This window comes from Kluyvera genomosp. 3, from assembly GCF_011765685.1.
GTDB lineage: Bacteria > Pseudomonadota > Gammaproteobacteria > Enterobacterales > Enterobacteriaceae > Kluyvera > Kluyvera georgiana_A.
In genome coordinates, this window is the sequence record NZ_CP050321.1 from 174,403 (window position 1) to 188,375 (window position 13,973).

At 56.4% G+C, this 13,973-nt stretch carries 12 protein-coding genes and 2 tRNA genes; 5 read left to right on the forward strand and 9 right to left on the reverse strand.

The features are described from left to right. Nucleotides 1-107: 107 nt before the first annotated feature. Together GY169_RS00845 and GY169_RS00850 are read left to right on the forward strand one after the other, a co-directional pair. Nucleotides 108-320, forward strand: coding sequence for a DUF1471 domain-containing protein (locus GY169_RS00845; protein ID WP_167574777.1), 213 nt, complete (start codon nucleotides 108-110; stop codon nucleotides 318-320). A gap of 14 nt (nucleotides 321-334) precedes the next feature. Next, nucleotides 335-1,435, forward strand: a complete 1,101-nt coding sequence (locus tag GY169_RS00850; RefSeq protein ID WP_167574778.1) for an alkene reductase — start codon at nucleotides 335-337, stop codon at nucleotides 1,433-1,435. Nucleotides 1,436-1,453: 18 nt separating this feature from the next. Here the strand turns inward: GY169_RS00850 and GY169_RS00855 are convergent, their stop codons facing one another. From GY169_RS00855 to GY169_RS00875, 5 genes are all read right to left on the reverse strand, one after another. Further along, nucleotides 1,454-2,401, reverse strand: a complete 948-nt coding sequence (locus tag GY169_RS00855) for a spore coat protein U domain-containing protein (RefSeq protein ID WP_167574779.1) — start codon at nucleotides 2,399-2,401, stop codon at nucleotides 1,454-1,456. Nucleotides 2,402-2,412: 11 nt separating this feature from the next. Beyond that, nucleotides 2,413-4,686, reverse strand: coding sequence for a fimbria/pilus outer membrane usher protein (locus tag GY169_RS00860; protein ID WP_223882136.1), 2,274 nt, complete (start codon nucleotides 4,684-4,686; stop codon nucleotides 2,413-2,415). Nucleotides 4,687-4,756: 70 nt separating this feature from the next. Further along, nucleotides 4,757-5,443, reverse strand: a complete 687-nt coding sequence (locus tag GY169_RS00865) for a molecular chaperone (RefSeq protein WP_167574781.1) — start codon at nucleotides 5,441-5,443, stop codon at nucleotides 4,757-4,759. A gap of 14 nt (nucleotides 5,444-5,457) precedes the next feature. Next, complete coding sequence (locus GY169_RS00870; RefSeq protein ID WP_167574782.1) at nucleotides 5,458-5,955, reverse strand: spore coat U domain-containing protein; 498 nt, start codon at nucleotides 5,953-5,955, stop codon at nucleotides 5,458-5,460. Between the two features lie 478 nt (nucleotides 5,956-6,433). After that, entirely contained in the window at nucleotides 6,434-6,724 is a 291-nt protein-coding gene (locus tag GY169_RS00875) for a SymE family type I addiction module toxin (protein WP_167574783.1), read from the reverse strand. Between the two features lie 126 nt (nucleotides 6,725-6,850). Here GY169_RS00875 and GY169_RS00880 point away from each other — a divergent pair, with 126 nt between their 5' ends. Next, nucleotides 6,851-7,042 (forward strand): toxin-antitoxin system HicB family antitoxin, encoded by a 192-nt coding sequence (locus GY169_RS00880; protein WP_046888943.1) that lies wholly within the window; start codon nucleotides 6,851-6,853, stop codon nucleotides 7,040-7,042. 23 nt (nucleotides 7,043-7,065) lie between these two features. Here the strand turns inward: GY169_RS00880 and GY169_RS00885 are convergent, their stop codons facing one another. The 3 genes from GY169_RS00885 to GY169_RS00895 form a co-directional block, all read right to left on the reverse strand. Further along, complete coding sequence (locus GY169_RS00885) at nucleotides 7,066-7,293, reverse strand: hypothetical protein (RefSeq protein WP_167574784.1); 228 nt, start codon at nucleotides 7,291-7,293, stop codon at nucleotides 7,066-7,068. A gap of 118 nt (nucleotides 7,294-7,411) precedes the next feature. Continuing rightward, nucleotides 7,412-7,506: transfer RNA gene (locus GY169_RS00890), tRNA-Sec, on the reverse strand. Between the two features lie 385 nt (nucleotides 7,507-7,891). Further along, nucleotides 7,892-7,985 (reverse strand) — tRNA-Sec (locus GY169_RS00895). A gap of 290 nt (nucleotides 7,986-8,275) precedes the next feature. Here GY169_RS00895 and GY169_RS00900 point away from each other — a divergent pair. Beyond that, nucleotides 8,276-9,670 carry a glycoside-pentoside-hexuronide family transporter gene (locus GY169_RS00900; protein WP_167574785.1) on the forward strand — a complete coding sequence of 465 codons (1,395 nt, stop codon included), beginning with the start codon at nucleotides 8,276-8,278 and terminating at the stop codon, nucleotides 9,668-9,670. Between the two features lie 11 nt (nucleotides 9,671-9,681). Beyond that, entirely contained in the window at nucleotides 9,682-12,000 is a 2,319-nt protein-coding gene (gene yicI, locus GY169_RS00905; RefSeq protein ID WP_167574786.1) for an alpha-xylosidase, read from the forward strand. A gap of 178 nt (nucleotides 12,001-12,178) precedes the next feature. On the opposite strand, the gene GY169_RS00910 is transcribed toward yicI, so the two are convergent. Continuing rightward, entirely contained in the window at nucleotides 12,179-13,855 is a 1,677-nt protein-coding gene (locus tag GY169_RS00910) for an AsmA family protein (RefSeq protein WP_163446925.1), read from the reverse strand. Between the last annotated feature and the right edge of the window lie 118 nt (nucleotides 13,856-13,973).

Genomic DNA, 13,973 nt, shown 5'->3' on the forward strand with positions numbered 1-13,973 from the left:
ATAATAGTCTATTGCGATTTATACCATTTATGTAATGAGTCTGCGGTCGTATCCTTCTTCGCATCACGTTACCGAGCGTAACGCCTTAAACCGAACAGGATACGACCATGAAAAACCTTACCGCGATTTTTGCTGCTTCCCTTCTCTCTGTTGCTGCCTTTAGCGCCACGGCGCAAAGCGTGACGGCGACCGGGTCGACGCTGGACACCGCCGAAGCGGCGATTGCCCAGAAGGCCAAAGAGATGAACGCCTCTGACTACAAAATCACCAGCGCACGCATGGGCAACACCGTGACCATGAGCGCCGAACTGTACAAATAAGAGGGGGAAACAGAATGTTATTCGATCAATACACTCTGAACGGGCTGTCGCTGACCAACCGTATCGTGATGCCGCCGATGACGCGCTCTCGCGCCGGTGCCGGTGACGTCGCTACCGATATGATGGCTGAGTACTATGCACAACGGGCCAGCGCCGGGCTGATCATCAGCGAAGGCACCCAGATCAGCCAGCAGGGGCAAGGTTACGCCTGGACGCCAGGCATGTATTCCGAGGCGCAGATTGCAGGCTGGAAAAAAGTGACCTCCGCGGTGCATCAGGCGGGCGGTAAAATCTTCGCCCAGCTATGGCACGTGGGCCGCGTTTCCCACACGGTATTGCAGCCGAACGGCGCGCAGCCGGTCTCCTCTTCCGCCATTCAGGCCGAAGGCGTGAAGGTGTTTGTGGACGTGGAAGGCCGCGGCCCGGAGAGCGGCGTTGGCGCTATGGTGCAGCATGATATGCCGCGAGCGCTGCGCACCGATGAGATCCCGGCTATCGTTAACGACTATGCCCAGGCCGCGCGCAACGCCATTGCCGCCGGTTTCGACGGTATTGAGCTGCACGGCGCCAACGGCTATCTGATCAACCAGTTTATTGATTCACAGGCCAACCTGCGCGACGACGAATACGGCGGCTCGCTGCAAAATCGCCTGCGCTTTATGAAAGAGGTGGTGACTGCGGTGTCTGAGGCGATTGGGAAAGAGCGTGTCGGGATTCGTCTGGCGCCGCTGACCACGCTGATGGGTTCGCGTGATGACACGCCGGAAGCCACCTATCTGGCTGCGGCCAGCGTGCTGAATGAACTGGGTATCGCCTATATCCATATCGCTGAAGCCGACTGGGAAGATGCGCCGGTGATGCCTGCGGCCTTTAAAGAAGCGCTGCGTATTATCTTCCACGGCACGCTGATTTACTCCGGTAAATACACCAAAGCGCGTGCGGAAGAGGCGCTGACTAAAGGCTGGGCGGATTTGATTGGTTTTGGCCGTCCGTTTATCGCTAACCCGGATCTGCCGCATCGTCTGGAACATGATTTGCCGCTGAATGCGCCGGTGAAAGAGCAGTTCTTTGGCGGCGGTAAGGCGGGGTATGTGGATTATCCGACGGCGGGGTGACCCGAACGGCTTCAGGTATCAGTAGGTCACGTTGATCGTGACCGTGTCGTTATACGTCGCAGGACGGTAATTCGCGCTGGGAACGACGACATAGACGTACCGGTCGACCGCCTGACCGGTACCGGTGCCCGCCACCGTATTGGGGGCTAAACTCCCCCACGGCGTGCCGCTCACTCCCACGGTTGAATTTAGCTGGTATGGCACCTGATCGGGGCTGGTGGCGCTTTTCATCACGCCGCTGCCGGCGCTGTTGCCGTTGGACGGCGAAAGCCCTACGGTGTATGGCGTGGTGTTGGTGCAGGTCATCGTAAAGAAATTATTGCCGGTGATATTGGTTCGCGTGTGGGGTACCGAATCGAGCGTAATATTATTGGTGGCGTTGATTTTGCACTGTTTATTCACGCTGGCCGTGACGTTGAATGCCATGTTGCCGACCACCGTTGTGCCACAGGAAGAGTCCGTAACGAGCGGATCGGATTTCGCCGTAATGGTGGTGTTCGTCGTGGTGAAAGCATCCAGATAGCTGCCGGGTGCCGTTGTCGCCTGCCCTGCGGGAACAGCGGCGTAGAACGGAATCGTATGTGCCACGCCGAGATCAAGCAACCCCAACGAGTACTTCAGCACCGAATTGCTCGAGACGCCCTGATTGCCCCATACGTTTGTCCGTCCAGCGTCCGTATACAGCTGGTAGCTGAGCTGGTTGCTTCCTGAGGCCATTTTACGGGCATCGACGGGGGCCCCCGAACTGGTGGGATAAAGGTTAAAGCAGACGGTGGCGGCGTTGAGTACCTCCGTCAGGCCCTTGGTGCAGGTAAAGCGCAGCGTGCCGCTGGTGGTGCTGGCGCTGGCAAAGGGGTCGACCGTACCGAACGCCACGGTGGTGACCGTCGCCGTGCAGCTCAGCGCATGGCTTTTCATCGGGAAAAGACACAGCCCGGCAAGCAGTATCATCACTTTTAACCACATGGTTTCGCTCCTTATCGGCAGGTGATGGGCCCGATTTGCGGGATATCCCGCGCCGCTTGCGGGTAATCGAATTGGGCCTCGCACGCGCCTGCGTGGGTAGAAACGCGCAGCGTATTGTGTTCTTCCAACGTCTCGAAATAGACCATGCCATCAAAGCCCACTATCGCGTTCTGCCTGCGGTTGCCGTTCAGTACCGCCGATGACCCCTCCGGGATCACGCTTCCCTGGCTGTCTTTCAGCACGATAAGCGCCGAGCGAACGGGTTTAACGGTAAAGTTCACCAGCGTGCCGGAACGATCGGCGGGGATCGCCACGGCGTTGACCGGATCGACCCGCATGTTGGCGGGCAGATCCAGCGGATTAATGCTGATCTCATTTTTCTGATAGCTATTGAGGTTGGTCACCAGCAGCCTGCCGTGGCTGTCGCTGGTACCGATAGGGTTGTTTTGCAGAATAATCGGCACATCCGGGATGCCGTCGGTGGAGACCACCGCGAAGCCATTGTTGATGGTCTGTGCGGCAAACAACCCGCCGCCCATCAGCACGAGCGAGCCGTCGGCACCGGCATACGCGGATTGCTGACCGGACAACCGACTGTAGCCGCCATAAACGTTGCCATAACGTCCCAGATAGCCCAGCTCGCCCTGCGCATTTTGCTGGGAATCCAGCCGGTTAAGTGCCAGGTTCCAGCCCCAGCCGCCATCAGATGGCTGGGTCTGGCTGGCGTTGAGCGTATAGCTCATCTGGTCGTTGCTGCGCTGGACGGTGCTGCTGGCGCTGATGTTGTTTTCAAACGACACGCTGAGCATCAGATACAGGCTGCGATCGCGGCTGTTATCAATATTCTGATTGAGCCCAGCGTTAAGATAAACCCGTTCCGTCAATGACTTATACCAGTTAGCATTGGTGTAGCGCTGGGTTGATTCGCCGGGTGAGCGGAACTGCAAATAGCCGAGACTAAAGTTACCCAGCATATCGGTGTTATAGCCCACCACGGTGCTCTGGTTCAGCGAAGGCGGCGCTTCGCCGTAGCGGGTGGCGACGTCGTGATAGTCATTTACCGTCGCGATGGTGGCGGTGCTGAAGCTGAAACGTTCGTTGTTCCAGCGATAGCCGATGCTGTAGAGAAACCCCTGCTTTCCTGCGTCGGCGCTGACCGCCAGCGCGGTGGAAAGCGTGCCGCCGTGGCCACCGGGGATCCAGTCGCTGCTGAAGCCGACGTTCACCAGGTTTTCCGTGGCTTCGCCATGCGCGCCAGCGGTAAAGCTATTGCTAAAGCCGCGCCGCCAGGTGCCGCTAAACGCCGGGGTGCTGGCGTAGTCAAACGAGGTATAGCCGTAATTGTTGCGTACCACGCCCACTTCCGCCGACCATTCGGTCAACCCGCTACGCAAAAGCGATTGATCGTTATAGAAGGAGAAGCTCTGCACCGTGGTTTTGCCCAGCGCGTCGGTCATCGTCACCTGCGCGTTGCCCGCGCCGTTGATGGTCGGCAGGGTGTTGATCTCAAAGTTGCCCGACGGCACCTCCCCGTTGTAGTACTTCACGCCGTTCATATACAGCTCAACGCTGGAAGGCAGCGTCGCGGAGCCAAAAAAAGACGGCAGCGGCGTGGTTGGCGTGTAGGGCTGGAGGTTGTAATCGGTACCAATCTGTAGTCCGGCGATGCGGGTAGGGCGCGACCAGTTCAGCGAGCTGGTCAGCGTATCGCCAACGGTTACTGCCAGCACGTTTTCCGGAAACGATGAACGCCAGCTGGTATCCAGTCGGGTGATTCCATTATTCAGGCTATAGCCGCTGTTATCGCTGATATAGCGCGCAATTTGCGTGGAGCTGAGTACGCCCAGCGCGCTGAAGGCACGCAGTTCGGTATAGGCGCTGGCGTTGTTGTTTGACTCCTGTGAGGCATAAAGATCGTAGTTCAGCAGCAGCCCGCGCGCGGTGCTCGCTGTTGGGTTGGTGGCGCTTTGCTGGTTAAGCTGGGTGGTGCCCCTATCCAGCAGCGCGAGCGGTGCCGTCAGTGTCAGGCTTTGCAGCGCGGCGTTGTAGTGAACCTCCAGCTGTGGGATATCGCTCAGGCTGACCGGATCCGGTGTTTGCGGCGGCAGGCGAATGCCGATTCTGCGCAGGCTATCGGCGCTGGCATAGAGCTTATTGTGGTCATAGCCAAAGCGTGCCAGGCCAATCGGATTCTGGTTTAGGGTGACATCCAGATACAGTTCGATCCCGGCCAGCGGCTTATCATCGGCAATGACGTCATCCTGCGGGGCATTGGGGTCTTTCATTTCCGCAGAGGCACCCCTTGCTATAAATAACACATTGAAAAATATTAAAATTAATACACGGAGTGGCACGCTATAGCGTTTGTACCGTTTTTTTGCCATTGACCATGACTTCTAGCTTTTCTCCCTGACTCGCCCCCGCAGGCAGCGGCCAGCGCATGGTGGCCCCGGGTAAGACATAACCTAATAGCCCAGGGGTAATATTTTTGCGGCTGCCCGTTGCCGTAATCAGGCTCACTTCCGACAGCTGGGCGTGGCCATCACCCTGGTTATTCACCTCCAGCCACGTCCGGCCATCGCTATGCTGGATTTGCCATTGCAGCCTGGCGTAGGTTTCATCGACGCCAGGCGGCTGGATAAAGACCGGCACGGAGTAGTGGAGTACAAACTGCAGGTTATTTTTTTTCGCCGTCGTCTGCGGCAGCTCGTTGATCGACAGCCGATACGCATCCTCTGTCTTCGTGGGCGAGCCGGTGCGGATCACGCGTATAAGCTGCTTGCCGCCGGGCGGAATGGTGAGCATTGGCGGGCTGATCACCAGCCCCTGCGAGGCGGCAAGCTGATCGCTGTAGCCGCTCTGGCTCCAGCGGAACACGCGAACCTGGGCGTTGATTGGGCTATCGCCCGAGTTACTTAGCCAGATGCCTTCCGCACGCTGGCTCTGTTCGAGCGTCAGGGTAATTGGCGTAACCTGCAATCCGCTGGCCGCAGCGTAACCGCTGAAAAAAAGACAGGCGAGGGCGCATTGTTTCCAGTTCATACGTCATCCTTGAATTAATAGGTGACGGTCACGGTGACCGTGTCGCTATACACATCCGGCGTAAAGTTAGCGTTAGAGACAATCGCGTAAACCGTGAACGGCTGAGCGGCACCGTTTCCCGATCCCGATACCACGTTGCTGGTCCCGCCGCTGGTGACGTTGCCCCAGATGGCGCCCGCAGTATCTTTCGCCAGCTGATACGGCACTTTGTCGGTATTACCGCTAGCGGTACCGGACATCAGCCCCGAGCCGAGCGTGTTGCTGTTCGACGGCGCAAGGCCGACGGTATACGGCGTTAACTGCGAACAGTTAACGGAAATCGTGGTATTCCTCGTCACGCTGGGTGAACTGGCCGCCACCGATCCAAAGTTAATGGGCGAACCGGAGGTCACGCTGCACGATTTAGTAATCGTAATCTGTACCTGAAAAGTACTAGTGGCGGTATCCGCATGCGCGCCAGAAATAAATGCCGATACCAGACTGAATAAAATGAACTTAATTGGCGTGTTCATAGTATTGATCTCTATGCAGGTATTATTTTTCCCTGGTAAAACAATAACGTATGAAGATTTAATCCCTGATATAACTGTAGGATAGGTAGCAAAATTCTGCCAATTTGCCTTAAGACTATTTTATTAAAAATAGATCTCGCATCACCTTATTCGGCGAAAAATAGGAATGTAATATATATGATATATTTAAAAGTTAAGTGATTATTGGAAATGGAATAAAAGATATTAACGCAGAAGATAAGACGACTTTTATTTATTGAAAATGAAATTATGTTTAGTATTAATTAAATATAATGCTGAATTCAACCCGCAATTTTTCGGATCTTTCCCCAAAAATAGTAGGGCTCATGTACCGCTCTATTGCCGGGTGGCGCGTTGCTTACCCGGCCTACGACGGGCGCCGTGCCCGTAGGCCCGATAAGCGTAACGCCATCGGGCAATGCCCGTCATGAGCACGGTGCGGATATTCCTGAGAGCCTTAATGCACCGCTGATACCGCCGCTTCAATTCCTTTCAGCTTCAGCTGCGTCTCCTTCAACTCCGCCAGCAGCTTCTGCTCCTGTTCGCCATAGGCCATCAGGACTATGCAGCCGTCCATCACCTTTACGCTAACCTGTTGCCCGGTTTCGAACCCGGCCTCGCGCAGCCACTTCCCGGAAAGGGTAAGGCTAGGCGTGTTTTTGTTTGCACCCTGCGGGCGATATCCCACAATTAACGTGCGCTCGGTTTTTGCTGCGGGTAAGTCTGGGGTAGAATGCGGGTTAGCCATAATCAACTCCTTGATAGTTGGTGAGGTTAGACGCTCCGTTTGTGTTCCCGCACAGCGGAGCGTTGTCTAACTGAGGAGGTTTAGGTGGCCTCCTATATGTGTAAGAGTAGATGGATAGGTGGCCCCATGTCAATCATATCGCGCGAAAAAAAACCAAAGGGTGGTGGGCAATCACCGCAGTTTAAAATGCGTATTGATCCGGCATTGAAGGAGCAGTTGGATGCTGTTGCGGCGGAGGAAGGGGTGAGTCTCGCCAGTTGGTTGAAGGAGTTGGCGAGAGAGGCATTGAGGAGAAAGGGCCAGGAGCCAAAAGGATAAATTATTTTCTACTGTTGGGTACGTTATCTTATTTTTGCTGCGTAATTAGCACGGACGTAACGGTTAATATAGCTATTTAAACCTTCACCTGAGTGAGCAAGTTGTGTCATTTCTGCGACCATTTGTACACCAGGTGCACTTGCATTATATAAATATGCGGAACCATCTGAAAAATAAACAGTAATTGAGTTTGTGCCTGTCTCGAATTGTGTGATTCCTGAATCATGACCTCTATTTTGATAAACAGTCATTCTTTACCTCTATCTTATTAATAAACTAATTAATTGGAGGCTTTATTATGAGCGTAAGGTATGAGCATGTTAATTCGGTAAAAAGGCCAGATATTTATAGGTGGGATGAATGTAATTTTGGCGGAAGATCACAGGAGTCGAACCTGCCCGGGACCGCTGGCGGCCCCAACTGGATTTGAAGTCCAGCCGCCTCACCGGAGACGACGATCTTCCGCGCCAACATTGCTACATGGAGGCGGGGCGCATTATAGCTACTTTCAATCATTTACCACATCCCCCCTGGGCACATTTTTCGCCCCGTCGCCCCGGCATTTTCGGGCTCCTCAGATAAAACCCTGCTTTTTCTTAGGGTTACATTTTCCATCTCTCACGCCGCATATTATTTACCGCACTTCTTGCGTGATGAATGGCGCAAAAACCAGCGGTGTACGCGAAGAGTTGGCCGTTTTCCGGCCAGTTAGCCTCGCGTTTATGCATCTTTGGCCGCCCGGGCGTACGGCGTAAACGAACCGGGACAGTATCAGGGCAATCGCAAGCGCTACTAAGGGAAGTACGGGAAAAACAGGGAATGGCTTTAGCGGAAAAAGTGAGCGGATTTTGGCGGAGATCGCAGGAGTCGAACCTGCCGGGAGCCGCAGGCGGCTGCCACTGGAAATGAAGTCCAATCGTCTCACCGGAGACGACGATCTTCCGCGCCTGCATTGCTACATGGAGGCGGGGCGCATTATAGCCACTTTCAATCCGTTGCCACATCTTTACTTACATTTTTCAGCACTTTTTTTACTTCCTTCGCACGGCATGAGTGGAAATGTATTAAAAATCCGTCATTTACACTTAGTCACACTCTGCTCGCCAATCCAGATCACATAAATCAAGAAACGTAATTTGATAACGAGATATCGCAATACACCTTATCAGACTAATGGTTTACAAATCATGTAACCGGTACCACTTTGGCTTCGGCGCGAAAAGGGTTTGAAAGATGAAGAGTGAAGTATTGTCTGTCAAAGAGAAGATTGGTTATGGCATGGGCGATGCTGCCAGCCATATCATTTTCGATAACGTCATGCTGTACATGATGTTCTTCTATACCGATATCTTCGGTATACCCGCAGGTTTTGTTGGCACCATGTTCCTTCTGGCGCGCGCGCTGGACGCCATCTCCGACCCGTGCATGGGGCTGCTGGCGGACCGTACCCGCAGCCGCTGGGGCAAGTTCCGACCGTGGGTGCTGTTTGGCGCGCTGCCGTTCGGTGTGGTCTGCGTGCTGGCCTACAGCACCCCGGACTTCAGCCATAACGGCAAACTGATTTATGCGGCGATCACCTACACGCTGCTGACCCTGTTCTACACGGTGGTCAATATTCCTTACTGCGCGCTGGGCGGGGTGATCACCAATAACCCCACGCAGCGTATCTCGCTGCAATCCTGGCGCTTCGTGCTGGCGACGGCGGGCGGCATGCTCTCTACCGTGCTGATGATGCCGCTGGTGAATTTGATTGGCGGCGACAACAAAGCGCTGGGCTTCCAGGGCGGTATCGCGGTGCTCTCGGTGGTGGCGTTCCTGATGCTGGCGTTCTGTTTCTTTACCACCAAAGAGCGCGTGGAAGCGCCGCCAACGCAAACATCAATGCGTGAAGACCTGCGCGACATCTGGCACAACGACCAGTGGCGCATCGTCGGCCTGCTGACCATTCTCAACATTATGGCGGTCTGCGTTCGCGGCGGTGCGATGATGTACTACGTCACCTGGATCATGGGGTCTCCGGCGCTGTTTACCGCCTTCCTCACCACCTACTGCGTGGGCAACCTGATTGGCTCGGCGCTGGCTAAACCACTGACCGACTGGAAATGCAAAGTCAGCGTCTTCTGGTGGACCAACGCCATTCTGGCGGTGCTGAGCCTGGCGATGTTCTTCGTGCCGATGAACGCCAGCGTCGTGATGTTCGCCTTTATCTTCGTGATTGGCGTGCTGCACCAGCTGGTAACCCCGATTCAGTGGGTGATGATGTCCGACACCGTGGATTACGGCGAATGGCGCAACGGGAAACGTCTCACCGGCATTAGCTTCGCGGGCACGCTGTTCGTGCTGAAGCTCGGCCTGGCGTTGGGCGGCGCGATGATTGGCTGGATGCTGGCCGGTGGCGGTTACGACGCCGCAGCGAAAGTGCAGAACCCCACCACCATCAGCATCATTATTGCCCTGTTCACTATCGTGCCGGCGATTTGCTACCTGTTGAGCGCCATTGTGGCGAAGCGCTTCTACACCCTGAAAACGCCGTTCCTGGTCAAGATGATGGCCGAACTGGCGAGCGGCGCGCACCGCACTCAGCAGGATTTTGAAAACGTATCTATGAAACAATCTCTTGAGAATTAAAAGGACGAGCTATGAAGATCAGTGATGGAAACTGGATGACCCAACCGGGTCTCAACTTAATTCATCCTGTCCAGGTGTTTGATGTTGAACAGCATGGGAATGAGCTAGTGGTGTACGTGGCACCGCGCGATGTACGGGAACGTACGTGGCAGCTGGATACGCCGATGTTCACTATTCGCTTTTTCTCTCCTCAGGAAGGCGTGGTCGGCGTGCGTATTGAGCACTTCCAGGGTGCGCTGGAAAAAGGCCCGCACTACCCGCTGAACGTGCTGAAAGACGTGAAAGTCCACATCCAGAACACCGCCGAGTTTGCCGAGCTGAAAAGCGGCAACCTGAGCGTGCGCGTCACCAAAGGCGAATTCTGGTCGCTGGACTTCCTGCGCAACGGCGTACGCATTACCGGTAGCCAGTTGAAAAACAATGGCTACGTGCAGGATAGCAACGACAACCGCAACTACATGTTTGAGCGTCTGGACCTCGGCGTGGGTGAAACCGTGTACGGCCTGGGCGAGCGCTTTACCGCGCTGGTGCGCAATGGCCAGAATGTCGAAACCTGGAACCGCGACGGCGGCACCAGCACCGAGCAGTCTTACAAGAACATTCCGTTCTACCTGACCAACCGCGGCTACGGCGTGCTGGTCAATCACCCGCAAAACGTCTCCTTCGAGATTGGCTCGGAGAAAGTCTCTAAGGTGCAGTTCAGTGTTGAAGGCGAGCATCTGGAATATTTCGTTATCGATGGCCCAACCCCGAAAGAGGTGCTGAACCGCTATACCCAGTTCACCGGGCGTCCGGCGCTGCCGCCGGCCTGGTCTTTCGGCCTGTGGCTGACCACCTCATTTACCACCAACTACGACGAAGCGACCGTTAACAGCTTTATCGACGGTATGGCCGAGCGCAATCTGCCGCTGCACGTCTTCCACTTCGACTGTTTCTGGATGAAAGCCTTCCAGTGGTGTGACTTCGAGTGGGACCCGGTAACCTTCCCGGACCCGAAAGGCATGATCCAGCGCCTGAAAGACAAAGGGCTGAAGGTCTGCGTGTGGATTAACCCGTACATCGGTCAGAAATCGCCTGTTTTCAAAGAGCTGAAAGAGAAAGGTTACCTGCTGAAGCGCCCGGACGGTTCTGTCTGGCAGTGGGATAAATGGCAGCCGGGGTTGGCGATTTACGACTTCACCAACCCGGAAGCCTGCCAGTGGTACGCCGACAAGCTGAAAGGCCTGGTAGAGATGGGCGTCGACTGCTTCAAAACCGACTTCGGCGAGCGTATCCCGACCGACGTGCGCTGGTTCGACGATGCCGACCCGCAGAAAATGCACAACCACTACGCCTATATCTATAACGAGCTGGTGTGGAACGTGCTGAAAGAGACCGTCGGCGTGGAAGAAGCGGTGCTGTTTGCCCGTTCCGCCTCCGTGGGTGCACAACAGTTCCCGGTGCACTGGGGCGGCGACTGCTACGCCAACTATGAATCGATGGCGGAAAGCCTGCGCGGCGGCCTGTCGATTGGTCTGTCCGGGTTTGGTTTCTGGAGCCACGATATCGGCGGCTTCGAAAACACCGCGCCGGCGGATGTCTACAAGCGCTGGTGCGCCTTTGGCCTGTTCTCCAGCCACAGCCGCCTGCATGGCAGCAAATCCTATCGCGTGCCATGGGCGTATGACGAAGAGTCCTGCGACGTGGTGCGTTACTTCACCGAAATGAAGTGCCGCATGATGCCGTACCTGTACCGTCAGGCGGCGCTGGCGAACGAGCAGGGCACGCCGATGCTGCGCGCCATGATGCTGGAGTTCCCGGACGACCCGGCGTGCGACTACCTCGACCGTCAGTACATGCTTGGCGATTCCCTGGCGGTGGCGCCGGTGTTCACCGAAGCGGGCGATGTGCAGTTCTACCTGCCGGAAGGTCGCTGGACGCATCTCTGGCACAACGACGAGGTGCAGGGCAGCCGCTGGCATAAGCAGCAGCACGACTTTATGAGCCTGCCGGTGTACGTGCGCGACAACACCCTGCTGGCTCTGGGCAACAATAACCAGCTGCCGAACTACGCCTGGCATGAAGGCACCGCGTTCCAGCTGTTCCATCTGGAAGAGGGCCGTCAGGCAGTCTGTGAGGTGCCGACGCAGGACGGCTCCGTTATCTATACGCTGACCGCAAAACGTCAGGGCAACGTGATTACCGTGACGGGCAACGGCAAAGCCAGCGGCTGGACGCTGTGCCTGCGCAATATCCAGCAGATTGCAGGCGTGCAGGGCGGGGCGCAGGCGGGGAGCGAGCTCGGCGTGGTGGTGACGGCGCAGGGTAATGAGCTGGTGATTACACTTTAGTATTGAGGATACCCCCTCACCCTAACCCTCTCCCCGCGGGGGAGAGGGGACCGATAGTGCAGGTTGTGCGTTTGGTTTTCCCCTTACCAGGGAGGCGCTGGTCATACAGCGAGCACTTTGGATTTTCCCCCTCGCCCCTTTGGGGAGAGGGCCGGGGTGAGGGGGGAAACCCGCGCGACTACCTTATCTCGCCCCCCAGCATCTGCTGGGTCACTTCCTGTTTCTCCATATTCACCGCATGCAACTGTCCATTCACCGTCGGTTTTAGCGGTGCCTCTGCTTGTACATTTCCGCTTGCTGTAAGCTGAATATTCCCGTCGCCAGTAATCGGCAATGCCGGCCAGCCCCACTGCTGAAGCACGTTCAGCGGCACGCCGCGGCCATTAAGCGTGACGTTGGTCTGGCGCTGCGGCTGCTGCGACACGGTAGCGGTGGCTTCCAGAATCCCTTTTTCGGTAAAGGCGCTCAGTTCGCTGATGTTGACCTGAGAAGCGTCTGCATTCAGCGTCATGGAGGGGCGACGAACGTCGACGCGGTTAAAGGTCGCCGCCGCGCCGTTCAGCGTGGCGCTGCCACCCCATACGCCCCACTGGCGATTTTTGACCAGTTGCAGGTTGGCGCCGTAACCGTCCAGCGCGGTGATCTGCCACGGGAAGGCCGGGTCGATATCGATAATCAGGTTACGGCTGGCGCCGAATTTCTTCAGCGTGACGCTTTGTAGCCATGGCGGCAGTTGCTCCATCCACAGCGTTTTCCAGTTTTCCGGCAGCGTATACTCCAGCCCGGCGAAGACCGCGTCGTCCAGCACCAGGGCGTTAGCGTCGCGCAACCAGTTGCCGGAGCTGCGCACCATCCCGCCTTCCCAGCGCGAGGTGAACTGGCGTAGCGCAATGCCCTGCGGCGAGAATTCCGCGTTGAGAATCGGGTCGAGCAAATGCAGCGAGCCGTAGATAAACTCGCTGGCGTTGAGCGACAATTTCCCGTCGCTGCTCTGCCAGCCGCCCTGGCTGAGCGTCAGGTTGCGCAAGTTCAGGTCCAGATCGGTGACCGCCCAGTCCGGCCCCTGCAAACGCGCATCGGTCACGTCGAGCCGGCCAATCTGCAACGACGGTACGGTGGTCAGCGGGGCAAGGAAGTCGAGCAGCGATTTATCGCTTTGCATGCGGATATCGTTGAGGCGCAGATTATCAACCACCCAACTGCCGTCCGCGTTGCGGCGGGCATTGCCCGTCAGCGAGCCACGCGCCATATCCGCGCCGACGGTGGTCAGGGTGACTTCATCGTTGTTGATATCGCCTTCAATCAGCACGTTGGTGGCCGGTACGCCGTTCAGCGCCAGCGAGCCTGCGCTCATTTGAATTCGCGCTTTTTTGCCCAGCACGTTACCGGCTTCCGGCGCCCACGGCATCACGCCGCCGGAGACACGCTGCGCGCTCAGTTCCCAGCCGGTTTCCGGGCTGTTGAGCGCCATATTGCTCAGCTGTAGGCGGTCAGCGACAAACGGCAGCGGCGCGGTGGACGGCGACAGGTTGAGGGTTCCGTCCTGTAAAAGAATGGTATCAACATGCAGCGGATCGGTAATTTGTCGCGAGCTTAGACCAATATCCACCGTTTTCGCGACCAGCGTCGCGGGCTTGCCATCGCGGCCAAAGGTGACGTTTTGCAGCAGGATATGCGACGGGGACGAGAAACGGTGATCCATCGCATCGAACTTCACCTGCCAGCTGGTGTTATCGCTGAGCCACTGGCTGATGTGGCGCGCGCCCCAGCGCGTTTGCAGTAGAAAGTAAAAGGCCAGAATCACCAGCAGCAGGGCGATCAGCAGCCAGATAATGAGCTTTCCAAGAAATTTCATGATCTTCCGTCCTGAGAAGGGCACATAAACCTGTTATGCATGATTTATGGGCAATCCTCAAGGCAGGAATCGTATTATTCGATGTCGGCGGCAGTGGCTAAGGTGCCACCGCCGCGAA